At 59.2% G+C, this 23,701-nt stretch carries 21 protein-coding genes; 5 read left to right on the plus strand and 16 right to left on the minus strand.

The genetic code is table 11. The annotated features are described in order from the left end of the window. Positions 1 to 41: 41 nt before the first annotated feature. The 3 genes from AC2TEM_RS09370 to AC2TEM_RS09380 form a co-directional block, all read right to left on the minus strand. Entirely contained in the window at positions 42 to 914 is an 873-nt protein-coding gene (locus AC2TEM_RS09370; protein ID WP_170397408.1) for a 50S ribosomal protein L11 methyltransferase, read from the minus strand. 66 nt (positions 915 to 980) lie between these two features. Then, positions 981 to 2,213, minus strand: coding sequence for an MFS transporter (locus tag AC2TEM_RS09375; protein ID WP_170397410.1), 1,233 nt, complete (start codon positions 2,211 to 2,213; stop codon positions 981 to 983). A 79-nt stretch (positions 2,214 to 2,292) separates the two neighbouring features. Beyond that, positions 2,293 to 4,488, minus strand: coding sequence for a primosomal protein N' (locus tag AC2TEM_RS09380; RefSeq protein ID WP_480856151.1), 2,196 nt, complete (start codon positions 4,486 to 4,488; stop codon positions 2,293 to 2,295). A gap of 88 nt (positions 4,489 to 4,576) precedes the next feature. On the opposite strand from AC2TEM_RS09380, the gene fsa reads away from it, so the two are divergent. The 4 genes from fsa to AC2TEM_RS09400 all read left to right on the plus strand — a co-directional run bounded on the left by fsa (position 4,577) and on the right by AC2TEM_RS09400 (position 7,820). After that, positions 4,577 to 5,230: a fructose-6-phosphate aldolase gene (gene fsa, locus AC2TEM_RS09385; protein ID WP_170397415.1), complete on the plus strand. Its 654-nt coding sequence runs from the start codon at positions 4,577 to 4,579 to the stop codon at positions 5,228 to 5,230. 197 nt (positions 5,231 to 5,427) lie between these two features. Further along, complete coding sequence (locus tag AC2TEM_RS09390) at positions 5,428 to 6,135, plus strand: DUF484 family protein (protein WP_170397417.1); 708 nt, start codon at positions 5,428 to 5,430, stop codon at positions 6,133 to 6,135. Continuing rightward, a complete protein-coding gene (locus tag AC2TEM_RS09395) occupies positions 6,132 to 7,052 on the plus strand; it encodes a tyrosine recombinase XerC (protein ID WP_170424332.1) in 921 nt (306 codons plus the stop codon). Before AC2TEM_RS09390 ends, AC2TEM_RS09395 begins: the two co-directional genes overlap by 4 nt. A gap of 54 nt (positions 7,053 to 7,106) precedes the next feature. Continuing rightward, positions 7,107 to 7,820, plus strand: coding sequence for a CDP-alcohol phosphatidyltransferase family protein (locus AC2TEM_RS09400; protein ID WP_170397421.1), 714 nt, complete (start codon positions 7,107 to 7,109; stop codon positions 7,818 to 7,820). Here the strand turns inward: AC2TEM_RS09400 and AC2TEM_RS09405 are convergent. The 9 genes from AC2TEM_RS09405 to AC2TEM_RS09445 all read right to left on the minus strand — a co-directional run bounded on the left by AC2TEM_RS09405 (position 7,805) and on the right by AC2TEM_RS09445 (position 19,117). After that, entirely contained in the window at positions 7,805 to 8,272 is a 468-nt protein-coding gene (locus AC2TEM_RS09405; protein WP_170397423.1) for a hypothetical protein, read from the minus strand. The genes AC2TEM_RS09400 and AC2TEM_RS09405 overlap by 16 nt on opposite strands. A 76-nt stretch (positions 8,273 to 8,348) precedes the next feature. Further along, entirely contained in the window at positions 8,349 to 8,807 is a 459-nt protein-coding gene (locus AC2TEM_RS09410; protein WP_170424334.1) for a methylated-DNA--[protein]-cysteine S-methyltransferase, read from the minus strand. Between the two features lie 137 nt (positions 8,808 to 8,944). After that, a complete protein-coding gene (ileS, locus tag AC2TEM_RS09415; protein ID WP_170424336.1) occupies positions 8,945 to 11,854 on the minus strand; it encodes an isoleucine--tRNA ligase in 2,910 nt (969 codons plus the stop codon). Positions 11,855 to 12,018: 164 nt separating this feature from the next. Then, positions 12,019 to 14,718, minus strand: a complete 2,700-nt coding sequence (locus AC2TEM_RS09420; protein WP_480856153.1) for a DUF2339 domain-containing protein — start codon at positions 14,716 to 14,718, stop codon at positions 12,019 to 12,021. Positions 14,719 to 14,827: 109 nt separating this feature from the next. Then, a complete protein-coding gene (locus AC2TEM_RS09425; RefSeq protein WP_480856154.1) occupies positions 14,828 to 15,229 on the minus strand; it encodes a DUF2269 family protein in 402 nt (133 codons plus the stop codon). 273 nt (positions 15,230 to 15,502) lie between these two features. Then, a complete protein-coding gene (locus AC2TEM_RS09430; protein ID WP_170404431.1) occupies positions 15,503 to 16,213 on the minus strand; it encodes a VIT1/CCC1 transporter family protein in 711 nt (236 codons plus the stop codon). Positions 16,214 to 16,267: 54 nt separating this feature from the next. Next, the gene (locus AC2TEM_RS09435) at positions 16,268 to 17,257 is read right to left on the minus strand and encodes a YcjF family protein (RefSeq protein ID WP_170424342.1); all 990 of its coding nucleotides are present in this window, start codon (positions 17,255 to 17,257) and stop codon (positions 16,268 to 16,270) included. Beyond that, complete coding sequence (locus tag AC2TEM_RS09440; RefSeq protein ID WP_170424344.1) at positions 17,250 to 17,705, minus strand: GNAT family N-acetyltransferase; 456 nt, start codon at positions 17,703 to 17,705, stop codon at positions 17,250 to 17,252. The genes AC2TEM_RS09435 and AC2TEM_RS09440 overlap by 8 nt, the downstream gene beginning before the upstream one ends. Then, positions 17,702 to 19,117 (minus strand): YcjX family GTP-binding protein, encoded by a 1,416-nt coding sequence (locus AC2TEM_RS09445; protein WP_170424346.1) that lies wholly within the window; start codon positions 19,115 to 19,117, stop codon positions 17,702 to 17,704. The genes AC2TEM_RS09440 and AC2TEM_RS09445 overlap by 4 nt, the downstream gene beginning before the upstream one ends. A gap of 107 nt (positions 19,118 to 19,224) precedes the next feature. On the opposite strand from AC2TEM_RS09445, the gene truA reads away from it, so the two are divergent. Next, positions 19,225 to 19,992: a tRNA pseudouridine(38-40) synthase TruA gene (gene truA / locus AC2TEM_RS09450; protein WP_170397443.1), complete on the plus strand. Its 768-nt coding sequence runs from the start codon at positions 19,225 to 19,227 to the stop codon at positions 19,990 to 19,992. A 2-nt stretch (positions 19,993 to 19,994) separates the two neighbouring features. On the opposite strand, the gene AC2TEM_RS09455 is transcribed toward truA, so the two are convergent. The 4 genes from AC2TEM_RS09455 to AC2TEM_RS09470 all read right to left on the minus strand — a co-directional run bounded on the left by AC2TEM_RS09455 (position 19,995) and on the right by AC2TEM_RS09470 (position 23,686). After that, positions 19,995 to 20,933, minus strand: a complete 939-nt coding sequence (locus tag AC2TEM_RS09455) for a HoxN/HupN/NixA family nickel/cobalt transporter (protein WP_170424347.1) — start codon at positions 20,931 to 20,933, stop codon at positions 19,995 to 19,997. Beyond that, positions 20,918 to 21,565, minus strand: a complete 648-nt coding sequence (locus AC2TEM_RS09460; protein WP_170424349.1) for a DUF1007 family protein — start codon at positions 21,563 to 21,565, stop codon at positions 20,918 to 20,920. The genes AC2TEM_RS09455 and AC2TEM_RS09460 overlap by 16 nt, the downstream gene beginning before the upstream one ends. A gap of 69 nt (positions 21,566 to 21,634) precedes the next feature. Further along, positions 21,635 to 22,435 carry a thioesterase family protein gene (locus AC2TEM_RS09465; protein ID WP_170424351.1) on the minus strand — a complete coding sequence of 267 codons (801 nt, stop codon included), beginning with the start codon at positions 22,433 to 22,435 and terminating at the stop codon, positions 21,635 to 21,637. A 15-nt stretch (positions 22,436 to 22,450) separates the two neighbouring features. After that, positions 22,451 to 23,686, minus strand: coding sequence for an acyl-CoA dehydrogenase family protein (locus tag AC2TEM_RS09470; protein WP_170424353.1), 1,236 nt, complete (start codon positions 23,684 to 23,686; stop codon positions 22,451 to 22,453). Positions 23,687 to 23,701 lie beyond the last annotated feature (15 nt).

The raw sequence follows: 23,701 nt of genomic DNA on the forward strand, positions 1-23,701 counted from the left end.
ACGTGGCAAAAATCCACAAAACTCCCGTAAATGGCCTAAATTCAGCCCTGTTTGCTTAAGATTAGCGTCGTCCACTCACCAATCCGATCCTGGCGAACCAGATTGAAGCCGTTTTGGAGATAAACCGAGATCACGTCATCGGACTGTTCATTGAGGATTCCCGATAGAATCGCTTGTCCACCCCCCCGCAGGTTCGCCGAAATTTCAGGCGAAAGGGCCACGAGCGGACCTTTTAGGATATTGGCGAATATCAGATCGTAAGGCGCATGCGCCTTCAGATCCGGGTGATCGAAACCTGCAGCTTCAACACATTTAACCGCACCCGCCATACCGTTCGCCCGAAGGTTGGCCTCGGCCACGTCGACGGCAACCTCATCAATGTCGCTGGCGATGATATCGCCATCCCAAACCCGAGCTGCGGCCATCGCCAGCACGGCAGTACCGCAGCCGATATCGGCAACTTTGGTGGCCGTGAACCCATGATCCAGAAGATGGTCCAAAGCCTTGAGGCAGCCAAGCGTTGTCCCATGGTGCCCTGTGCCAAATGCCATCGCAGCTTCGATCAGCAGCGGAATGCGGCCTTCGGGCAGTTTGTCGGCATCATGGCTTCCATAGACAAAAAACCGGCCGGCCTCGACCGGGGCTAGTTCGCGGCGGACATGGGCAACCCAATCCGTTTCGGGCAGTTCCGAGACCACAAAGGGCTTGGCCTCGAACGCGGCGGCCAGAACCGCCAGCGCGGTTTCATCCGGGGTTTCGGTAAAATAGCCGCCGACCTCCCACAGGCCCGAGCCATCCTCGACCTCGAACACGCCGACGCCGGTTGGTTCCGGGTCCAGCCGTTCCATCGCCTCGCCCAATCCTTCGGCGGCTTTCTTGCCGGTCAAAGTGGTCAGAGCAGTGAATGTTGGCATGGGGGCCTCCTGTTTCGATCGAAACAGCGCCTAGGGGCACCGACCGCCAAGGTCAAGCGGAGTCGCTTATTCGGCGGGCGCGGGGGCGTATTTCGACAGGATGGTTTCGTTGCCCGGTTCCGGATGACGCGGGATCAGTAATGACAGCAGAAGCGAGATGATCGCCATTGCAGCGGCCAAACCAAACACAGCGCCGGGCGAAACCACCCATAGCAGACCTAAAAGTGCTGGCAAGAAAACAGCGGCGATATGATTGATGGTAAATGCCACCGCCGCAGTGGGCGCAATATCCGCCGGGTCGGCGATCTTCTGGAAATAAGTTTTCAAAGCCAACGCCAGAGCAAACAGCACATGGTCGATCACATAGAGGATCGCCGCCAGCAGCACGCCCCAGCTAAACCAGTAGATGCCGCCATAGGCTGCGAAAACGATGGCGAGCCCGGCATATTCAAAGATCAGAGTGCGGCGTTCGCCAAACCGCGCGACTGCCTTGCCCAGCAGCGGAGCCGCCATCATGTTGATCATAAGGTTGATCAGGTAAAGGCTGGTCAGTTCGTGTACTTCAAAGCCGAATTTCTCGACCATCATGAAACCGGCGAACACGACAAAAATCTGCCGCCGCGCGCCCGCCATGAACTGTAATGCATAATACAGCCAGTAGCGGCGGCGTAGGATCAGCTTCTTGGTCTGCGGCGTCGGTGCGTCGAATTGCGGGTAAGCAATCAAGCAAAACACTGCCAGCAAAGTTGTCACGCCGCCTGCCGCCATGAACACGAAGTTATAGGACAGGTCGAAGCGGTCCCATGTCAGGACGATCAAGCCATAGACCACAGCCGTCGCAGCCGAGCCCATAGCCACCAGCCAGCCAAGCACCTGCGGCGCACGGTCTTTAGGCAGCCATTGCAGCTGCAGTGACTGGTTCACCGTCTCATAGTAGTGAAACCCGATCGAGCTGAACAGCGTCACAAACAGCAGCCCGCCAAGGCTGGGAAACCAGGCCGTCACCGCCGTCGCCACGCCCAACATCATCAATGAGATCATGGCCAGTACCTGCTCGCGGATGAAAATGATCACCGCAATCACGCCAACGGCCAGAAAGCCCGGAATCTCGCGTACCGTGTGCAAAAGCCCGATATCCGCCCCGTCGAAGTTCGCCGCCTCGATGACGAAATTGTTCAGCAATGCACTCCACGCGTTAAACGCGATCGGCATGGTCAACGCCATCACGAACAAGAGCGTCATAGGGCGGCGCCAGAGCGGAAGACTCTGCGCCTCAGACAAGGGCATGGGTTTCAGCATGAGGATGCTCTACGCCCATTTGTACTTTTTGGCGAGGGGAAAGCGGCCGGCGCACAGCTGCTCTGCACTGATGCAGGGGTCAGTAGAAGCTTTGTGGATCGATATCCACGGTCAGGCGGATATCGCCTTTCAACTTCAACGGGGCGATCCAGCGGGCGATGGCGTCCTGAATAGGCGCACCTTTCGGGGCTTTGACCAACAGCCGGACGCGGTGACGCCCACGTATGCGCGCGATCGGAGCTGGAGCCGGGCCAAATACCTGAGCACCAACATCGCGCAACGGCGCATCGTTTCGCGCCATGGCGTTGCCGATGTCGAAGACCGGCCCGACCTCGGGGCCAGACAGGACAATCCCGGCCATTCGACCATAAGGCGGCACCCCGGCGGCCTGACGCCCGGCGGCTTCAGCCTTCCAGAACCCTTCTTCATCGCCCGATAGAATCGCCCGGATCACCGGATGTTCCGGCTGGAATGTCTGCAACAACGCCTGCCCCGGTTTTTCCGCACGACCTGCCCGGCCCGCTACCTGCCGCATCAATTGAAAAGTTCGTTCCGCCGCGCGCAGGTCAGCCCCATGCAGGCTAAGGTCCGCATCGATCACCCCTACAAGTGTCAGCTTTGGAAAGTTATGTCCTTTGGCCACCAGCTGCGTCCCGATAACGATATCCGCATCGCCTTCGGCAATCTCTTCGATCTTGGCCTTCAGGGCACGAGCCGAACCAAACAGATCAGAGCTGAGCATAGCGATCTTGGCTTCGGGGAACGCCGCCTCGGCTTCTTCTGCCAGCCGTTCAATCCCGGGTCCGACCGGTGCCAGTTTACCCTCGACCCCGCAGGATGGGCAGGCCTCTGGCATTGGCTTGGTCTCACCACATTGATGGCACATCAGACGCTTGAGGAACCGGTGTTCAACCATTCGCGCGTCGCAATGATCGCAGGCAATCTGCTCCCCGCACGCCCGGCATAGTGTCACGGGCGCATAGCCACGGCGGTTGATGAACAGCAGTGACTGCTCTTCGCGTTCGATACGCTGTTGCACCGCCTGCCGCAGCGAGGGGGAAATCCAAGTCCCGGCCTGCATCTGCTCGGCGCGCATGTCGATCGGCTTCATTTCGGGCAGGACTGCTGCACCAAAACGCGAGTTCAGGTCCAGCCGCTCGTATTTACCCGCCTCGGCATTGGCCCAGCTTTCCAGTGAAGGCGTCGCGCTGGCCAGAATCACCCGCGCTCCGCAGATGGCCGAACGCAGAACGGCCATATCCCGCGCACTATAATGCACCCCATCTTCTTGTTTGTACGAGGTGTCGTGTTCTTCATCGACAACTACGAGACCAAGATCGCGAAATGGAAGAAACAGTGCTGACCGGGCCCCAACGACCAGTTGCGCATCACCCTGACCGACCATCCGCCAAACCCGGCGACGTTCGGTCATGGTCGCGCCCGAATGCCACTCAGCCGGACGCGCACCAAATCGCGCCTCGACACGGGTCAGAAATTCAGCCGTCAGCGCGATCTCGGGCAGCAAGACCAGTGCTTGCCGCCCCACGCGCAGGGCCTCGGCGACCGCCTCAAGATAAACCTCGGTCTTGCCCGAGCCCGTCACCCCTTTCAGAAGAGTCGTTCCATAATCTCCCGTCCGTTGCCCGGTCTGAAGCCGCATCACGGCCTCCGCCTGATCTTCGGTCAGGTCCTTTCCCGGCAATTCTGGATCAAGATGAGGATAGGGAAGATCACGCGGGCTGTCCTCTTCACGCACAGCGTTCTGTTTGACCAACCCCTTAATGACCGAAGATGTGACCCCCGCTTGCTCGGCCAGTTCCTTCAGCGTAAAGGCCAAGCCGCCATAGTCTCGCAAAACTTCAAGTACCCGCATTCGTGCGTCGGTCATTCGGTCCGGTTGACCACCGCCCAAACGATAAACCTTGCGCATTGAGGGCGGATCGCCCAACCCCGGCGCGCGCGTTGCTAGCCGCAGCATCGCAGGCATCGGCGTCAGGGTGTAGTCAGCCACTTTCCCCAGAAACACCCGCATTTCTTCACGCATCGGCGCGACCTTAAGCACCCGGTTCACCGACCGCGCCTTGGCCAGATCAAAACCACCCTGCCCCGGCCCCCAAACCACACCCAAGACTTTGCGCGGGCCCAAAGGCACCTCGACAAACGCCCCAAGAAAGCACCCGCCCTCGGGCGCTTTGTAATCCAACGTCCGGTCCAGCGGCTGCGTGGTCAGCACCGCAACCAGCTCTCCTTCGTCGAAAAATCCGTTAGCGCTCACGGCATATCCTTCGCAGGGGGTTCCAGCATGGGTCTCTTTGAGGTAAAGCCATCCGCGACCAAGGCCAACCCATCAAAGGACTGCCCTCATGAAATTCTTCGTAGACACCGCCGAGATCGACGCCATCGCCGAACTGAACGATCTGGGCATGGTGGACGGCGTAACCACCAACCCCTCGCTGATCCTGAAATCGGGCCGCGACATTCTGGAAGTCACCAAAGAGATCTGTGATCTGGTCGACGGCCCCGTCTCGGCCGAAGTTGTCGCCACCGAGGCCGACGACATGATCGCCGAAGGCCGTAAGCTGGCCAAGATCGCGCCCAACATCGCAGTCAAAGTACCGCTGACATGGGCTGGTTTGAAAACCTGTAAAACACTGACCGACGAAGGCCAGATGGTCAACGTGACCCTGTGCTTCTCGACCAATCAGGCGATTCTGGCGGCCAAAGCGGGCGCAACCTTCATCTCGCCGTTCATCGGACGTCTGGATGATATCAACCTAGATGGCATGGACCTGATCGCAGATATTCGCCAAGTTTATGACAATTACGGGTTCGAGACCGAAATCCTCGCCGCCTCGATCCGCACCGTAAACCACGTGACCGACAGTGCCCGCATCGGGGCTGACGTGATTACAGCACCTCCGGGCGTGATCAAAAAACTGGCCGACCACCCGCTGACCGACAAAGGCCTTGAAACTTTCCTGGCCGACTGGGCCAAGACAGGTCAGAAAATCCTCTGATCCCAAGCATTGCCGCGCGGTGCCATCAGGCACCGCGCCCGGCCCAACGGCAAAAGCTGATCTTTGATCAGCGCCGGGCAGGCGGGAGCGCCCGCCACAGCAACGACGAAATTCGCCTTTCGCGTGCATTTTTCCCAAGGCAAATCCAGCAACCCATGTTATAAGCCCGCCAAACAAAAAAAACGACCGGACGGGACATGAGCAGCGATCCTAAACTCAAGGACAATCTCCGCGCCGCAATTCTGGCTGAGCCTGACGCCGTGCTGGATGACAAAGACCTGATGCAGGCCTTGGTGGCTGCAAATGAGCAGGCGCGTGGTGACAACGTTATCGACCTGCGCGGTATCGCCATGCAGCGGCTTGAGGCGCGTCTTGACCGCCTTGAGGACACTCATCGCTCAGTCATCGCGGCGGCGTATGAGAACTTGGCGGGCACAAATCAGGTGCATCGCGCCATTCTTCGCCTGTTGGAGCCAACCGTGTTCGAGGATTTCCTGCGCGCGCTAGGCAATGACGTGGCCGAAATCCTGCGTGTCGATCACATCACTCTGGTCCTCGAAACAACCGTCGTACGTGATGATCCGGTGGTGAACCAGCTCGGCGGCGTGCTGACTGTGGCTGAGCCCGGCTTTATCGATAGCTATCTAACCGCTGACCGCAACGGTCAGCCGCGCGAGGTTACCTTGCGCGAAATCCGCCATCCCAATCCGCAAGTTTACGGTAAACAAGCCGATCAGCTACGATCCGAGGCCTGCCTGAAACTCGATCTTGGCACTGGCCGCCTACCCGGCATGATTGTCATGGGCGCGCGCGACCCGAGGCATTTCTCACCTCAGCTTGGCACTGATCTTCTTGCCTTTTTTGCCGGCGTGTTCGAACGCTCTATGCGCCACTGGCTGTCGTGAGCCTGATTTCCCCAGCCTGCCGCGATGCTCTGCAGCATTGGCTGGACAGTCTGGGGGTGCTGGCGGGGCGGTCTGAAAATACGCTCAACGCCTATCGCGGCGACGTGACAGAATTCCTGTCCTTCATGACCTTGCATCACAGCGAGCGCCAAGGGCTGGCCGCGCTGGAACGCATCAGCGTTTCTGACATGCGGGCCTGGATGGCAGAGCAGCGCAATTCTGATGTCGGCGCGCGATCTCTGGCGCGCAAGCTTTCTGCCGTCAAAACCTTCTATCGCTGGTTGGCCGAACGCGAAGGGTTCGAACCTACTGCGGTGCTGTCCACCCGAGCGCCCAAATTTACCAAGAAACTGCCCCGACCTCTGGCCGAAGATGCCGCGCGCGCAATGATCGACACGGTCGAGCTACAATCCTCATCGGACTGGGTCGCTGCACGGGATGTTGCAGTTGTGACGCTCCTCTACGGGTGCGGGTTGCGGATTTCCGAGGCGTTGTCTTTGACCGGTGTGGACGCTCCTCTGCCAGAAACGCTGCGCATATCGGGTAAGGGCGATAAGGAAAGAATCGTACCGGTCTTGCCTGCCGCTCGGGCTTCGGTGGATCGCTATCTTCACCTCTGCCCACATCCGCAATCCCCTGATAAGGCGTTGTTCCGAGGTGTCAGGGGCGGCCCGCTCAACCCCGGAATCATTCAGGCTGTGGTCGCCAAGGCACGGATGCAACTTGGCCTTCCCGCAACAGCCACCCCGCACGCGATGCGCCACAGCTTTGCCACCCATCTGCTGTCTGCGGGCGGCGACCTGCGCGCGATCCAAGAGCTTTTGGGTCACGCCTCGCTTTCAACCACGCAGACCTATACCGCAGTCGATACGGCCCGGTTGATGGAAGTCTATAACCGCACGCACCCAAAAGCCTGAAGCAAAGACCCTTTTTGCTTTGCATCTGCGCCTTGCTTCCGTCATGACACCACCATGACACTCAGATTCAAAGCGCTTTCCGTTCATCTCTTCACCGCTACAGGTGCCGTTTTCGCAATGCTCGCCATGTTGGCAGCAGTCGAAGAGAAATGGAGCCTGATGTATCTCTGGCTCGTTGTCTCGTTCATCGTCGATGGCATCGATGGCCCGCTGGCGCGGCACTATCATGTCAAAAAGAATGCACCCGAGTTTGACGGGGTATTGCTGGATCTGATCATCGACTATCTGACCTACGTGTTCATTCCCGCTTTCGCCTTGTTTAAGTCAGGTCTGATGGACGGCTGGACCGGCTGGTTCGCAATCATCGTCATCACCTTTGCAAGCGCGATGTACTTTGCGGATACCCGCATGAAAACCAAAGATAATTCCTTCTCTGGCTTTCCAGGCTGCTGGAACATGTTCGTCATTGTGATCTTCGCCCTGGAGCCCAACTTCTGGGTCATCCTGCTGCTGGTCACCTTGCTGTCTGTCGCAATGTTCCTGCCGCTGAAATTCATTCACCCAGTCCGGACCGAGCGTTGGCGCACCCTGTCATTGCCTATGGCTTTTGCGTGGACATTCTTTGCAGGCTGGGCCGCCTGGGTCGACTTTCACCCCGAAAGCTGGGCCCATTGGGGGCTGGTGATCACCAGCTTGTATTTGGTCTCGGCCGGTATTGCGCAGCAGATCATTCCGCCGCGCAAGGCCCGGGATTACAAGACTTCCTGAACCTCGAACTCAGTCCCGTTATGGGTGAACACGTCACCCTCTTGCAGGCCAACCATAGCCAGATAGATCGGGCTTTGGGTCGAAATGCCCATGTAGGTTTTGCCGTCCACCTCAAACCGAGTCGTTGAGACACATACGACGAAGCGGCGATTGTTGAACTTGATTACGGCGCCGGGCTGCACCGTATCCGTGAGGCCAAAATCAGTGTTCTCGATCACGTCAATCTTGGCGTGATGCGCATGAACAGGCGCATCAAAGGCGGCCGCCAGATCTGCATTCTCGCGCGAGGCAGCGATGTCGTCCTTGTCATGCCCTTCTCGGTCATCCAACTGCGAGTCCTTAAGGAAGGCATCATAATGTGCCTGTGCGGTTGCCAGTTCCTGTTCTTCCAAAGACATCAGATGATCGATGATGGCTTTCTTACGTGCGGCGGGGTCTGTCTGGCCGGTCATTCAATTCGGTCCTTCAAATTCACTATTCGATATAGGTTGGGGCCGTGCCGCTCCGATTGCAACAGATAAGTACCGATCAGATCAACAGGCTGGCAGCACCTTCGTGACGCAGCAGAGCCACTTTGGTCTCAACACCGCCGTGGCCTGAAAAACCAACCATCTTCCCGTCTGCACCCAGAACCCGGTGACAGGGTATAATGATGGGGATGGGATTTCCCCCGCATCCGCGCCCAACCGCCTGCGCCGAGTAGCCAAGGTCGTTAGCCAACTCGCCATAGGTGCGCGTATCACCAAATGGGATAGCATACATGGCATCGCACACCTGACGCTGAAATTCCGATCCCTTGATCCGGTAGGGCAGTTCGAACTGCTGCAAACGCCCTTCGTCATAGGCACGCAACTGCGCCGCCGCTTCTCGCAGAACCGGGGTGGCTAGACCTTCGTAACGGCCATTCCAGACAAGACGCGTGATGGCGCCGCTGGTCTCTTCGACACCAAGGCAACCAAACTGAGTTTCTACGGCGATCATCGGCATAAGAGAACGGTTGCAGATGTTTCACCTCACCTGCAACCCGAATCCTGACGATCCGCCTCTTCATCTGGCCAAAAATACCTCGGAGCGCGAGGCAGAGCCTCGCATCAGCGATCTCTCTCTCGCGCTCCGTTCGAATGTCAGCTCAGCGCCTCGTTGCAGCGCCCGCATACGCCCGGATGGGCGTGCAGCCCAACATCAGGAAGGATTTTCCAGCAGCGCTGGCATTTGTCGCCTTGGGCTTTTTCGAACACTACAGCTACGCCCTCGATTTCCGGCACACGGAACGCCTCGGCCGGAGCCGGATCGCCTGTGACGGCCAGACCAGAAGTGATGCACATGTCATCCACGTCGAAGGTCGCAAGCAGATCGCGGGTTTCCTGATCTTCGACATGCACGATCGGTGCGGCCTCGAGGCTGGATCCGATCACCTTGTCCTGACGTTGAATTTCCAGCGCAGCGGTCACGGCGCGGCGCACGCGGCGGACTTTGGCCATGCTGGCTTCCAGTTCTTCATGGCGCCAATCAGCGGGCGTTTTAGGGAAATCCATTAAATGGATCGAACTATCATCGGCCGGGAACCGTTCCAGCCAGACCTCTTCCATAGTGAAGACCAGAACTGGGGCCAGCCATGTGGTCAGACGGTGGAATAGGATATCCAGCACAGTCCGCGCGGCACGGCGGCGTAGGCTGTCACCGTCGCAATAAAGCGCGTCTTTGCGGACATCGAAATAGAACGATGACAGGTCAACCGTGGCGAATGTGAATACGGCGCTGAATACACCCTGGAAGTCAAATGCTGCATAACCTTTGCGCACTTGCTCATCCAGATCGGCCAGTCGGCTTAACACCCAGCGCTCCAGGCGCGGCATATCTTCAGGCGCAACCCGATCCGCTTCGGTGAAGTCCGCCAGCGAGCCCAGCATGAACCGCATGGTATTGCGCAGGCGGCGATAGCTGTCGGCTGTGCCTTTCAGGATCTCCGGTCCGATCCGCTGGTCGGCGGTGTAGTCGGTCTGAGCCACCCACAGGCGCAGGATATCGGCGCCGTATTGTTTAACGACCTCTTCCGGCACGATGGTGTTGCCCAGCGATTTGGACATCTTGTTGCCCTTGGAATCCAGCGTAAATCCGTGGGTCACTACGTTGCGGTATGGTGCACGCCCCTTGGTGCCGCAAGCCTGCAGCATCGACGAATGGAACCACCCGCGGTGCTGGTCGGTGCCTTCCATATAGACGTCAGCGATGCCGTCCGCGGTCCCGTCCTCACGATCACGCAGCACAAAGGCGTGGGTCGAGCCAGAGTCGAACCACACATCCAGCACGTCGAACACCTGATCGTAGTCGTCGGGGTTCGCGATACCGTCGAGGATCTTCTCCTTGAACCCGTCCGTGTACCAGACGTCTGCGCCATCCTTCTCAAACGCCGCCTTGATACGCGCATTGAGTTCGTCATTGCGCAGCAGGTAGTCCGCGTCGGTCGGCAATGCCCCCTTCTTGGTGAAGCAGGTCAGCGGCACGCCCCAGGCGCGTTGGCGCGACAGGACCCAGTCCGGGCGTGCTTCGATCATGGAATACAGACGGTTGCGGCCGGTCTGCGGCGTCCATTTCACCAGTTCATCAATCGAGCGCAGGGCACGTTCACGGATGGAGTCGCCCATCTCGCCCATGCCGTCCTCCAGCTTGCGGTCAACCGAGGCAAACCACTGCGGCGTGTTGCGGTAGATGATCGGCGCCTTCGAGCGCCACGAATGCGGATAGCTGTGCTTGATTTTACCACGCGCCAGCAGCCCGCCAACCTCGGCCAACTTGTCGATGACGGCCTTGTTCGCATCGCCTTCACCGCCCTTGCGGGACAGGATGTATTTACCGCCAAAGAACGGTAGATCGGCGCGGAAGCTGCCATCATCCATCACGTTGTAAGTGATGACCTGTTCCAACATCCCCAGATCACGGTAAAGCTCGAATTCCTCCATCCCGTGCGACGGCGCGCAGTGGACAAAGCCGGTGCCTTCGGTGTCGGTCACAAACTCAGCGGCGCGGAAATCGCGGATGTCGTCCCATTCGCCATTGCCATCTTCGGCCCCGGCCAGCGGGTGTGCCAGTTGGATCTTGGCAAGATCCTCCTGCGTTACATCACACAGGCGGCGGTACATCGTATCGTCCAGACGCGCGCGGGCAAACACATCCGCCGCGCGGTCATCGGCCAGTAGATAGCGTTCACCGATCCGCGCCCAGCACTCCTCGGGGCGGCCGATGACTTCGTAGAGACCGTAGGAGATATCCTCGCCATAGACCACGGCCTTATTCGAGGGCATCGTCCATGGGGTCGTCGTCCAGATCACCACATAAGCGTTGTCCAGCGTCACATCGCCGGTGTTCACAACCTTGAACTTCACCCAGATGGTGAAGCTTTCCTTGTCGTGATACTCGACCTCGGCCTCGGCCAGAGCCGTCTTCTCGATGGGCGACCACATCACGGGTTTCGAGCCTTGATAAAGCGTCCCATTCATCAGGAACTTCATGAACTCATCCGCGATCACGGCCTCGGCGTGATAGTCCATCGTGATGTAGGGATCGGGCCAGTTGCCGGTGATACCCAGACGCTTGAACTCTTCACGTTGGATGTCGATCCAGCCTTCGGCGAACTTGCGGCATTCCTGACGGAAGTCGACGATGTTCACCTCGTCCTTGTTCTTGCCCTTCTTGCGATACTGTTCCTCGATCTTCCATTCGATGGGCAGACCGTGGCAGTCCCAGCCAGGTACATAGCGTGAATCGTAGCCCATCATCTGATGGGACCGAACGATCATGTCCTTGATGGTCTTGTTCAGTGCGTGGCCGATATGCAGGTGGCCGTTCGCGTAAGGAGGGCCGTCATGCAGGGTAAAAGGCTTGCGGCCCTCTTTCTCGCGAAGGCGGTCATAGACGCCGATCTTTTCCCAGCGGTCGAGCCATGCTGGCTCGCGCTTGGGCAGGCCTGCACGCATGGGGAATTCGGTTTTCGGCAGGTTCAGCGTGTCTTTGTAGTCAGGTGTTTCGGCGCACATTTGGGGCGTCCTCAGGATGTTCTGGTCGTGTATGGATCGAAGCGGTCAGTGCGATAACTCAAGCACCTTTGCCCGGCGTCTCGCGATATCAGAGCGCCGGGGATATAATTCGAATAATGATGGCCAGCCGGTCAAACATGGCCGCGCTTATAGGACGCCTGCTCTCAATGGTCCAGAGGTTCCGGGTCTTGCGACGAATGGCGCAGCTTGGCCCAGCGATTGAGCCATGCGAGACCCGCCAGTGCGAGACCGAGCGCCAACAGCGAAAACACCCGGATCAGCCCGCCCAATCCGGCAATATCGATCAGAAACACCTTGGCCACCGCGAGGCCAATCACGGCCAAACCGGCCTTGCGCATCAAATCGGACCGGCGGGCCAGCGACTGGTAGAACAACCCTGCGCCAACCACCAATAAGGTGATGGTGTATGAATAAAGCTCGGGCTGGGTGACGCCGTTGCCTTCATACATGCCACCCGCCCCCTGCCAGACGTGACGGATTGCAAGCCCCAGCCAAAAAGCGATCAGGGCACCGGCGACCCCATAACTGATCTGCTTCAGTAGCACGGGCTTCGTCACGACGCGCCAAGCCGAGAAGCCGATGGCCAGCGCAGGCAACAGATAGGCCACCGCCAACGTGTTCAGCACCGGCGGGCCGAGCACGGGATCGGCAAATGGGTCGAGCAACGGGTTAGCCTCAGACAAAGCCTGAACCAGACGCATCATGCCGTGTGCCGCAAAGAACGCCGCGAGCGCGTAACGCGCGTAGTTCAGCTTACCGCCAAGCTCGAACCGCTGTATTTGTGCAAAAGCCAGCAGCAGCCAGATCACCGCCAGCAGCCCGAGCCCCCAATGGCTGTCTGTCGCGCCGCCTTCTCCGAAGCTTTCCAGCCAACGCAGCAACAAGAGCGATAGCAGTATTCCCGCCGTTGCCCAGGCCGCGCTTTCAAGCAGCAATGAGGCAATCGGGCGGTCCAAGGACCTTAGCAACGCCCACCCCATGATGAACCCGGCAACCGCCACTGCATAGACCAAGGTCATTTCGATCAAAGGCGCGGTTTCGGCCCAATCGAGCCCCGGGTCGAGCACCAGCCGTACGGTCACCGTGAACACACCCGCCCAAATGAACCAACTCATTGGAGCCAGAACAAATCGCCGGTCCAGCGCCGCGGCCACAACAATCATGGCGACAAGTGCTACGGTCAATGCGGCAGAACTGAGTACGATGATGCAGGCAAAGCTAAGGCACGATAACGCAGACAGAGTTGCCAGGGCAGGCCGCATCCGTTTCTCACCATCGGCCCGCGCAAACCGTTCGGCCAAAACCACCATCATCGCGCCTATTGCGATTGCGTGTAAGGCCCACGCATAAGCTCCGATCACGTTTGCAGGCTGCCATCCGACTTCAAGCGCGATCGCCAGCGTCGGAGCATATAGGGCTGCACCCCCGGCCCAGACCACAGCGTAGCGCCCGGCGTGGAAGGACCGCCACGCAGCGAGCACGCTGATCAAGGCCCCGAGGGCAACCAATAGCGTGACTACCCAAGGATAGTCGGCCTCGGCCGTTTCCACGTATGTGTCGGCAAAGCCGCGCCACACGGAGCCACCGTCCAACCCGTGCAGCAGAACAAACCAGATCAGACCCAACGCAGGCAGCACGGTCACATCTTGCAAGGCGCGCGCATTCTTTGCCCAAAGGATCAGCGCCAGAATCAACGCAGAAAACAGTGCAACGCCCAGCCAGAATTCACCGTTTGAGTCCGACCAGTGCAGCGACAGGATGATGGAGCTGGTGAGAACCGCACCAAAGGCAATTCGGGTTGGAAACACGGGCCATGGAATCCCTTTCCGTCGCCGAATGACTTCAGCAATCATCGGGCCGGTGTGGTCGGGCCAGATACTGCGCACGGGTATCGCCATCGCAATAAGCGCCAGTGCTGTCACACAGGTCAGATACCCCGGTTCCGTGGAGGGGGAAGACAGCACCAGCAAAAACGCCGCCCCGTATGCACCCACCAGCGTCAGAATGGAAATCCATGCCCAACGCCTGACGGTATCGATACCCAAGCCCAAAATGGCGATGATAAAGAAATAACCATAAAGCCAACTGGGATCGTCCGATGCGCCTCCAACCATAAAGGGCGCGGCAAAGGCTCCGATTAGGCCTACGGCGGCGAGCAGCGGCCCGTGGAACCATCCCAAGACCAACGCAAACAGAGCGATGATAACGAGACCGGCCAGAGCGGCCTCGGGGCCGATCAGATCATAAAGCTGGCGCGCGGCAAGGACGCCACCAAACAAGGTCACCAGACCCGCGCCCGAGAAGACCGATGGTAGATAAGCGGTCGACGCGTCCTCGTCATCGCCGAAACGGCGGCGGATCACTTCACCTGACCCAATCAGCAGAAGGCCAAAGATCAGGGCTGCGGCGACCCGCGCGGTGGGTGGCAACAGCCCGTTCTCAACCCCGTACTGAACCAGAAAAATCCCTGCCAACGCCAGTGACAACGCCGAAACCGCATAGAACCAGTTCTCACGCAACCACGCGCCCAGCGCGGCGATCTTTTCCACACGAAAAACGATGGTGGCAGGAGGATCGGCGGCCTCAACGGCCTGCGGCGCATCCGATGGGCTTTCGTCATTGGTAGATGAGGTTTTCGCCGCGGCCCAGGGATCATGCTTAGTTTGCGTCGTCGTCGGCTCCGGCCTTGATGTCTTGGAGGTTTCGGCGCCGCTTTCCGGTATTTGCCTGGCCAATTGCCGCTCAAGCTGTTCGACGCGCTTACGCAACCGCGATTGACCAATCAGCAAAGCGATGATCGAAACAGGAATGGCCAGAACGATCAGACCAACGAGGACAAGCAAGGATTCCAACCGAAACCTCCGGATGCGATGCGCCAAACGTACCGTGCAGACAGGCTAGTTTATAGTCTGGAAATCCGCATGGATACCGCCTGCTGCTCAGGTAATCGGCCTAGAAAGGCAGAATGTGAGGGCGTGCCAGCATCAGCCAAGGGATCGCCAGCACTGCGGCAAAGGCCGAAATACCGCAAGCGAACCATCTGCGGAACAGTTTGTAGTAACTGCTTGGCAAGGAGGTACCATCCCGATCAGCCTGCGTTGCATAATCCCTCAGACGCACCTGAATCCAAACCACCGGCAGCCAGAACAGGCCGGTCAATACGTAAAGCAGCAGTGACATCGCGATCCGACCCTCCGACAGCGACCAGCCCAGTTGCCAGCCCAGTTGCCAGGCCAGCAACACGCCGGTGATCAGCTGGAAAATGACTGAGGTGGCCGTAATAACTGTGTCGGCCAGCACCAAGATTCCCACCGTATGAGCAATCACCCGTGCATCTGCTGTGCGGTGCGCCATCAGCATGAAAAAGGCGATCCCCCGAGATCAGCGCAATATCCGGAAGGACCCTCTCAGCCGTCTTCTGGCTGCGCACAAGCCCCTTCACACAGGCGCCATCCGCATGCAGCGACCGAACGACCGCAGTACCGATGAAGCCATAAGCGCCTAGCTCCAAAACAGTTTTCTCAGGATGATCCGTTGCCACGAGGTGCCTCGCAATGGTTTACAACACCCTAGCGGGTCAGATTCTGTGGACCCGCCTGATCACCCCGTCCGCGACAACAGCACCATTCAGGGGTGAAACAACGAGCCAACCCAGAAGGCGATAGCTGCCGCCGCACCCCCGATCAGCAGGGTTTCTCCGCCTGATCGCCACCAGGGTGCAAGCGACCACCGGCTTTTCATCGCGCCAATGGCAAAGAACACGCCCGCAGTCATCCAGGCCGATACTGTGAACGCATTTGCAACGGATAAGAGGAACGGCAACAACGGAATCATCCCCGCGATCAGAAAGGCAAAGAACGTCGCCATCGCAGCTTTGAGGGGATGCGGGTCGACGCTGCCCAGCCCGTATTCGCCCTCGATCATCAGGTCGACCCAATTGTCGTGGTTCGAAGTGATTTCAGCCGTCGCGTCATCCAGAACGCTGCCTGAAAGGCCTTTTTGTGCGAGGATTTCGCGCACCTCCTTTCGCTCGCCATCCGGATACAACTTGATATGCCGTTCCTCGATGGCTCGAATACGGTGGATGTTATCGAGCTCGGCCTTGGTTCCCGAGTAGTTGCCCGCCGCCATCGAAAAACCATCCGCCAGCACGTTGGCCAACCCAAGTGCCACGATGACAAAAGGCGATAAACCTGCCCCGGCAACCCCGGCAACGATCGCGAATGTCGTGACTGAGCCATCGATGCCGCCATAAACCACATCGCGCAGAACCCCACGACCCGGAGGCGCATTGATCCGTTCGAAAATCTCTTGCTGGCTGTGGCCGTGTTCGGTCATGGCTGGCTCCGTCCTGTTTATGCAGGACAGGTTCAGGCATGGCCTTGCGCCAGATCAAGTCCTGGAGAACAACCCGCTGAGCGCGCGTTTGATCATGCCACGGGTCGAGGGCTGGTGGCGTTTCGAGAAAGGCAAAGGTCGACAGACCTCCATCGCAGCGACACCCACGCGGGCGGTGAGCGCGCCGTTGACCAGCCCCTCACCGAACCGGCGCGACAATTTGCTGAGAACCGAGCCGCCTAAAATCGGCTCCAGAAGATCATCCCCCACTGCCACCGCGCCAGTTGCAATCAGATGCACGAATACGGCGCGGGTTAGGCGCCAACTGCCCAAGAAACCTGCTCGACCGCCATAGATTTCGGCAATACGTCGGATCATTCGCAATGAGCTTGCCAGCGCGGTCGCGACATCGGCCAGCGCGAGCGGAACCAACGCGGTAACGGTGGCAACCTGCCGGGCTGCGGCCTCGACCTCGCGGCTGGCAGCAGCGTCCAGCGGGGCCAGCAATTCGTCTTCGGCCAAGCTCAGCAGGGTTGCCGCATCGAATTGCTCTCCCATGCGTTCGGTCAAACGGTCGCGACCCCAGCGTGTTTCATCGCGTCCCTTATAGAACGCAATCAGCCGTGTGGTTACAGCGCGGGCTTGCGACAAGTCCTCATCTGTTAAAGCTGTGTCCGCCGCGCGCCGCAGCCCGTCGACGCGAGACAGACGGCTGATTGCGGCCAACTCGCGCAGTGCAATGATCAGGACGACCAGCAACAGCGCAGCGATCAGACCGGTGACGATCCAACCCAGAATTGGTGCGCGTTCCAGCAGAGAGATGGCAAAATCCCATGCGGCGACCGAGACCACCGCCCCCACAACGGCTAATGCCAACCCCCAGAACCAACGCGCCAAAACCGAAGGTTTCCGCGCTGCAAACCGCACCGCTGACTGCATCGCCTGCCCCTGCGGAGGCGCGATGTCCGGAACAGGAGGCGCGGTCGAGACATCAACTGCCGAGGCGTCGTCTTCCAGATCAATCAAAACGGGGCCTTTAGCCATCGACCAACTCCTCGCGCGTCCAGACATATCTGATGTCGGGCAGGTTTTCGTCATTTTCGGACCCATCGCTGCGTGCGACCTCAACAAAGCCGTTGCGCTCATAGAACCGGCATGCGGAAGGATTGGCCTGAAACGCATACAAGTTGAGCGTGGGACGCTGCGTTTTGGCACGACCCAGCAATTGCTGCCCGATCCCCTGCCCGCGCGCCGAGGCCGCCAGATAGAGCGACTGCACTTCGTCCCCATTCAACGCCAGAAATCCGGCCACCTGCCCCTGCTTTTCGGCCACCGTGACCCAGCCGAGATCAATCATCCTGCCGCAAAACGCAATGGTCTCGGCCTCAGAATGCAGCTCAGGCATCCAGTCGTTTTCGCGGGCGAACCCATGCAGAATAGCGCCTGTGGTTCCGGCATCGGTACTGCGAGCAGGACGAAGGATCACGTTCACAGCCGGTCTCCGATCAGAAACTGCGCAGCCCGGTCCAGCCGAATATGTGGCGGACCGTCACCAGGATTCAGGGTCAAATGTGCGGGTGCAAAGGTCATATTGCCATAGTCCTCGCCCAGCCATCCCTCGGCCCCATTTCGCGCGGGGCCCAGCAGATGGGCAGGGTCCTCTGGCAAATCACCGGGGTAAAAGGCCGCCTGCTTACCGCTATCTAGCAGAGTGCCGCGCACGCATGGCAGTTCTACGCCGTTATGGCTGCGCATCTCTTCCGTCGTTGTCCGAAGTGAAGCCAACGATAAGGCCGCAGTTTCAGCCCCGGCAAAGCTGGCGCGGTCGCGGGCCTCACGGGTCAGGGCCTGAATGATCGCGGTCAGGCGCGGGTGCTGCAGATGGTGCAGATGGTCCGCTTTGGCGGCCGCGAACAGGATACGCTCGACCCGCTTGCCAAGCAGCAGCCTGTTGAGCCATGCGTTGCGACCGGGGCGGAAGGCCGACAGGATATCGGCCATCGCGCGGCGCATATCCTCGACCGCTTGCGGGCCTTTATGGATTGCCCCCAACGCATCTACCAGAACGATCTGCCGGTCGATCCGGGCAAAGTGGTCGCGAAAGAAAGGTTTGACCACACGCGATTTGTACGCCTCGTACCGCCGCTCCATCTCGCGGTGTAGTGAACGCCGAATTGACGCCCCCGACACCGGGAGCGGCGCGAATGTCAGCACAGGAGACCCGGCCAGATCGCCCGGCAGAAGAAACCGACCGGGAGTGCAGTCATAGAAACCGGCATCACGCGCGGCATTCAGGTAATCGGTGAAGCTGCGGGCGAGGTCCTGCGCCTGCGGCTCATCATGTGGCGCGGTTGGGTCGGTCGCCTGAACCTTTGCCATAAATGCCCCTGCTTGTGGGCGACTGGATATGTGTTCGAGCGTGTCCCGCGACCAATCTTCATAGGATTTGTCCAGTAGGGCCAGATCCAGCAGCCACTCACCCGGATAGTCCACAATGTCCAGATGCAATGTTCGAGGGCCCTGCAATCCCGAAAGCAGACCTGCGGGCTTGACTTTGAAGGACAGGCGTAACTCGGAAACAGCACGCGTGCTGTCCGGCCAGTGCGGCGCTGGTCCGGTCAGCGCGGACAGATGGGATTCGAAATCGAACCGGGGCACGGTGTCGTCGGGTTGCGGCTGCAGATAGCTGGCGGTGACACGCCCCTCTTGCTGCGCCACAAGACCGGTCATGCGGCCCCGATCCAGCAGGTTGGCGACCAGTGATGTGATGAACACAGTCTTACCAGACCGCGCCAATCCCGTGACGCCCAGCCGGATGACCGGTTCGAAGAATGTCTCGGACACACGGTCACCCACGGATTCGACGCCGCGCACCAGACTGTCTGCCAATGATGAGATGACCAAGCTGTCGCCCCGCAATTATCGTTTTGCCCAAGATAGGTAGCGGTTGCGGCACTTGCCAGAGCTTTCGCCCCCTTGCCCGTCCGACCAAGGCGCGATACCAGCGCCCCATGCCCAGATACGCGCTGCAAGTCGAATACCAAGGGGAACCGTTTGCCGGATGGCAGCGGCAAAAGGAGCTGCCTTCGGTTCAGGGCGCGATCGAATTAGCGCTTTCGCGGATCGAACCCGGAGACCACACAATCGCCGCCGCCGGTCGTACCGACGCGGGGGTTCACGCGCTAGGACAAGTGGCGCATTGCGATCTGGTCAAAGAATGGGACCCATTCCGCCTGTCCGAGGCGTTGAATTATCACCTCAAACCGCAGCCTGTCGCGATCGTGCAAGCTGCACGAGTGGATGATGATTGGCACGCGCGGTTTTCGGCGCTTGAGCGGCAATATCTGTTCCGTATCCTGATGCGTCGCGCACCTGCAACCCACGACAAGGGGCAGGTCTGGCAGATCAATCATTCTCTGGACGTTGCAGCGATGCAGGCCGGGGCGGATATGCTGATCGGGCGACATGACTTCACCACCTTCCGTTCATCCATCTGTCAGGCCGCCAGCCCGGTCAAAACACTGGATGAGTTGCGGGTGGAACAGGTTCAGGGCTTCTCGGGGGCCGAAATCCACTTCCATGTTCGCGCCCGATCGTTCCTGCACAATCAGGTACGTAGCTTTGTTGGCACGTTGGAGCGTGTGGGGGCTGGGGCATGGACGCCTGAGGACGTTCGCGATGCGCTTGAGGCGGTTGACCGAGCGGCCTGTGGGCCGGTATGCCCGCCGCAAGGATTGTATCTGGCACGGGTAGGATATCCCGAACCGGTGTTTGGCTAAGTCTACAAGGCCCGCAGTAGCAGCCCGCTTGCAATCACGGCGATGATAAGACCCGCAACCAGTTCGATGGTCGGGGCCAGTACCGATGCAAAGCGCGTAGCCGAGGCTGAGGCCAGCAACCCGCCGCGCAACCCAAAGGATGTCCAACCAACCAAAGTGGTGACGGTTGCGGTGCCTAAAGCCATGGCGAATGCGCCTGCGATGCCGACCATTGCGATACCCATCTGCCATGTCAGGATCAGCACAAACAACGCGCCCGTACAGGGGCGTGCGGCTATACCAGCGATCAGGATCAACGCCTCGCGAAAGCTGCTGACCTGAGCGACTTCTTCGGCCGTCGGGCCGTGGCGGTGGCCGCAGTCAGCGCAAACCTCGTGGTCGTGATGATGGTGGTCGTGATCATGCGCATGGTGATGGTGGTCGTGCATTTGAGAGGCTTGGTTTTTGTGACGCCGCGCAAAACTGCGGATGGCGCGGAAAACCAGCCACAGGCCTATAGCGGCAATTGCGCCGTAGCTGATCGGTGCCATGACCTGTTCGGTCGTGCCTACAAGCGACTCGCGTGACATCTGGAATACCAATACCCCGGCATAAACCAGCACAACCGCCGTCACTGCTTGCCCTAGGCTCGACAGGACACTGATTGCAGACAACCGCCAAAACGCGACACGACGGCCAAGCCCGTATCCTCCGATCAGAACCTTGCCATGGCCCGGTCCGATGGCATGAAAAAACCCATATGCAAAACAGACCGTCAGTAGCGTTGCCACAGCTTCGGGCTGCTCGGCGCGTGCTGCGCGCAGGGCGCGGGCGATCTGGTTCTGGAATTCGCGCTGCTCTCCGGCAGCCCAAGCGGCCAGATGGTCAAAACCACCGCTGCCCCAGAACCACAGCAGCACCCCGCAGGCGATGGCAACGGGAACGATCAGGTATTTGGACATGAAAGCCGAATCTCGGTTGCAAATTTCTCACCGACCAGAGGGATATCATTTTCTTCAAGGTCATACTCGGCATCCAGCGTCAGCAAAAAAGCCTGCATCTGGGCCAGTTCGTTGTCGATATCGGGATCGTTGCGTTCGATATTACAAGTCGTGGGGCCTGAAACCAGAACCGGGCGGGTCACTTCGTATGCGGTATAAAAGCTCTCATCAAACGCTTTGATCGACAGCGCATCCGCGGGAACAGGGTCTCCTTCGACCGCGCGCAGATGTGTGGTCACGATGCGGGCATCCTCGGTCGTGGCCTGCGGTTCAAGCGGGCCGGATAGCGGGATCACGGTTTCGCCCATGCGGATGACCAGATCGCCATTGTAACCTTCGACCCACTGTGCGTCGAAGCCACTTAGAAACTGCTCTTCAGCCTCGGTCAGCACGCCATCTGCATCCTGATCCAGTCGCATGTCTTCCAGAACCAGCAATGAATAGAACTCATCATAGGCCCAGGTCACACGCACATGGGTCAGGTTGCCTGCGTCATCGACCATGAACTCTAGCCCCGTGTCGATAAAGACATGGGGATGAGCCAGAGCCGGTATCGGCAGAAGGCAGGTCAAGGAGAAGGCAAGCCAGCGCATGTTGCAAAGATAGAATGCGCAGCGGGTATCGGCAATTCGATTAAACACTAGGCTGCAGAATCCCGCCATTTACTCCGGCGGGAACAAGACCAATGTCTGCAAAGCCGTCCCAACTGGCCCCTGTGTATCAAAAAGAACTGACTGCGACATACCGATCCCCGAGGGTTGCCAGTGCGAGATCGAGTCAGAGGCCAGCCAGTCCGAGACAGGCTCGCGGTGGACCTGCACAGTCAGGTCGGTATTCATGAAACCCATCTCAGATGTGGGCGCGTTCCACGATATGCCATTGCCGCAATCTGCAAGCGGGCAGAGCGCTTGGATCGGTGATGGGTCCTCTCCTTCCAGCAAGGCAGGTGTGCGCATCCAGACGGTTTTCGGACCTGCCCCTTGCTTGCCATCAGCGGGATAGCCGATCTGGGAGTGATGGGCAAAACCGGGTAACTGATGGCGCATCTCACCGATCGGAAACGGGCCATCGACCATATCTTCGACCCTGGGCGCGGGCAGTTCGACATTAGGCACGGCCCCAAGGTCTTTGCGCACCATATGCATGGTTGTGGCGGTGGCGCAAAGCGTGTCGTCCAGATCATGTACGGTGACCCGTGTGGTCGCCAGCGTCTTGGTATGGCGTGTCGTCTCTGCCGCGACTCGCAAACCAGCCAGAGGCAATGGACGCAGCAGATCGACGGTCAACCGGGTCAACATCTTCTCAGGGCCAACTTCGGTTTCTGCCGCCCGCACGATCAATCCGCTGACTGGCCCAGCATGGCAATGATCGGCTGACCAGGGCCCGCGCGCGGGGTCATTTCCGACAAACACACCCTGCGCATTTTGGTGGAAGTACGCCTGCCCCAACACATCCGATGTCATTGTGGTTCTGTCGCCTCAGACTTTTTCCTGCGTGTATTTCTTCAACTCGGCGCGAGCGACCTGACGGCGATGCACTGCGTCCGGCCCATCCGCCAGACGCAGGGTGCGCACATGGGTCCATGCATTTGCCAAGGGCGTATCCTGACTGATCCCCTGTGCGCCGAACATTTGCACGGCCTCATCGATCACCTTCAGCGCGACCTTGGGGGCAACGACCTTGATCTGGCTGATCCATGGGGCCGCCGCCCGTGCATCGCCCTGATCCATGTACCAGGCGGCCTTGAGGCACAGCAAACGGGCCATTTCGATCTCCATCCGACATTCGGCGATGATGTCGTAGTTTGCCCCCAGCTGCGCCAGCTTCTTCCCAAACGCCTGGCGCTGTAGTGAACGCTTGCACATCTGCTCCAGCGCAGACTCGGCCTGACCAATCGCGCGCATGCAATGGTGAATACGGCCCGGCCCCAAGCGCCCCTGCGCGATCTCGAACCCGCGCCCTTCGCCCAGTAGAATGTTTTCGGCCGGGACCCGAACTTCTGTGAAACGGATGTGCATGTGACCATGGGGCGCATCGTCGTGGCCATAGACCTCCATCGGGCGCAATACCTCAATACCCGGCGCGTCTGCTGGGACCACGATCATCGACTGGCGCTGGTGCTTTGGCAGATCGTCCCCGCCGGTTTTGACCATCACGATATAGACCTTGCAACGCGGATCGCCCGCCCCAGACGACCACCATTTCTCGCCGTTCAGAACATATTCGGCCCCGTCCCTCACGCAGGACATCGAAATGTTGGTGGCATCTGATGAGGCCACATCGGGTTCGGTCATCAGATAAGCTGAGCGAATCTGCCCGTCGAGCAAAGGCTTCAGCCACTGCTCTTTCATCGCGCCTGACCCGTAGCGTTCAAACACCTCCATATTCCCTGTATCGGGCGCGGAGCAGTTGAAAACTTCGGCCCCCAAGGGCGTCTTGCCCATCTCCTCGGCGAAATAGGCGTATTCAACTGTACTGAGGCCAAAACCTTTGTCGCTGTCTGTCAGCCAGAAGTTCCAAAGCCCCGCCGCCTTGGCCTTGGCTTTCAGCCCCTCGAGAATCTCGGCCTGTCGCTCGGTATATTTCCAACGATCGCCTTTATTGATTTCTGCCTGATACTCATCTTCAAGCGGCATGACCTCGTCGTGAATCATATCTCTCACCCGCTGTAACAGGGCGCGGTTTTCCTCACGCAATCCGAAAGTCATGGTCATGTCTATTCCTTCCCT

It is taken from the genome of Ruegeria sp. HKCCD3925, from assembly GCF_057221175.1.

What these genes read in the sequence shown, in the direction of transcription:
- AC2TEM_RS09455 (WP_170424347.1), bottom strand. Translation starts at nt 20,933, where the DNA reads ATGTCCAAATACCTGATCGTTCCCGTTGCCATCGCCTGCGGGGTGCTG.
- ileS (WP_170424336.1), bottom strand. Translation starts at nt 11,854, where the DNA reads ATGTGCGCCGAAACACCTGACTACAAAGACACGCTGAACCTGCCGAAA.
- AC2TEM_RS09410 (WP_170424334.1), bottom strand. Translation starts at nt 8,807, where the DNA reads ATGCCGATGATCGCCGTAGAAACTCAGTTTGGTTGCCTTGGTGTCGAA.
- AC2TEM_RS09400 (WP_170397421.1), top strand. Translation starts at nt 7,107, where the DNA reads ATGACACTCAGATTCAAAGCGCTTTCCGTTCATCTCTTCACCGCTACA.
- AC2TEM_RS09435 (WP_170424342.1), bottom strand. Translation starts at nt 17,257, where the DNA reads ATGGCTAAAGGCCCCGTTTTGATTGATCTGGAAGACGACGCCTCGGCA.
- AC2TEM_RS09430 (WP_170404431.1), bottom strand. Translation starts at nt 16,213, where the DNA reads ATGACCGAACACGGCCACAGCCAGCAAGAGATTTTCGAACGGATCAAT.
- AC2TEM_RS09375 (WP_170397410.1), bottom strand. Translation starts at nt 2,213, where the DNA reads ATGCTGAAACCCATGCCCTTGTCTGAGGCGCAGAGTCTTCCGCTCTGG.
- AC2TEM_RS09405 (WP_170397423.1), bottom strand. Translation starts at nt 8,272, where the DNA reads ATGACCGGCCAGACAGACCCCGCCGCACGTAAGAAAGCCATCATCGAT.
- AC2TEM_RS09460 (WP_170424349.1), bottom strand. Translation starts at nt 21,565, where the DNA reads ATGCGCTGGCTTGCCTTCTCCTTGACCTGCCTTCTGCCGATACCGGCT.
- AC2TEM_RS09470 (WP_170424353.1), bottom strand. Translation starts at nt 23,686, where the DNA reads ATGACCATGACTTTCGGATTGCGTGAGGAAAACCGCGCCCTGTTACAG.
- fsa (WP_170397415.1), top strand. Translation starts at nt 4,577, where the DNA reads ATGAAATTCTTCGTAGACACCGCCGAGATCGACGCCATCGCCGAACTG.
- AC2TEM_RS09425 (WP_480856154.1), bottom strand. Translation starts at nt 15,229, where the DNA reads ATGGCGCACCGCACAGCAGATGCACGGGTGATTGCTCATACGGTGGGA.
- truA (WP_170397443.1), top strand. Translation starts at nt 19,225, where the DNA reads ATGCCCAGATACGCGCTGCAAGTCGAATACCAAGGGGAACCGTTTGCC.
- AC2TEM_RS09370 (WP_170397408.1), bottom strand. Translation starts at nt 914, where the DNA reads ATGCCAACATTCACTGCTCTGACCACTTTGACCGGCAAGAAAGCCGCC.
- AC2TEM_RS09390 (WP_170397417.1), top strand. Translation starts at nt 5,428, where the DNA reads ATGAGCAGCGATCCTAAACTCAAGGACAATCTCCGCGCCGCAATTCTG.
- AC2TEM_RS09465 (WP_170424351.1), bottom strand. Translation starts at nt 22,435, where the DNA reads ATGACATCGGATGTGTTGGGGCAGGCGTACTTCCACCAAAATGCGCAG.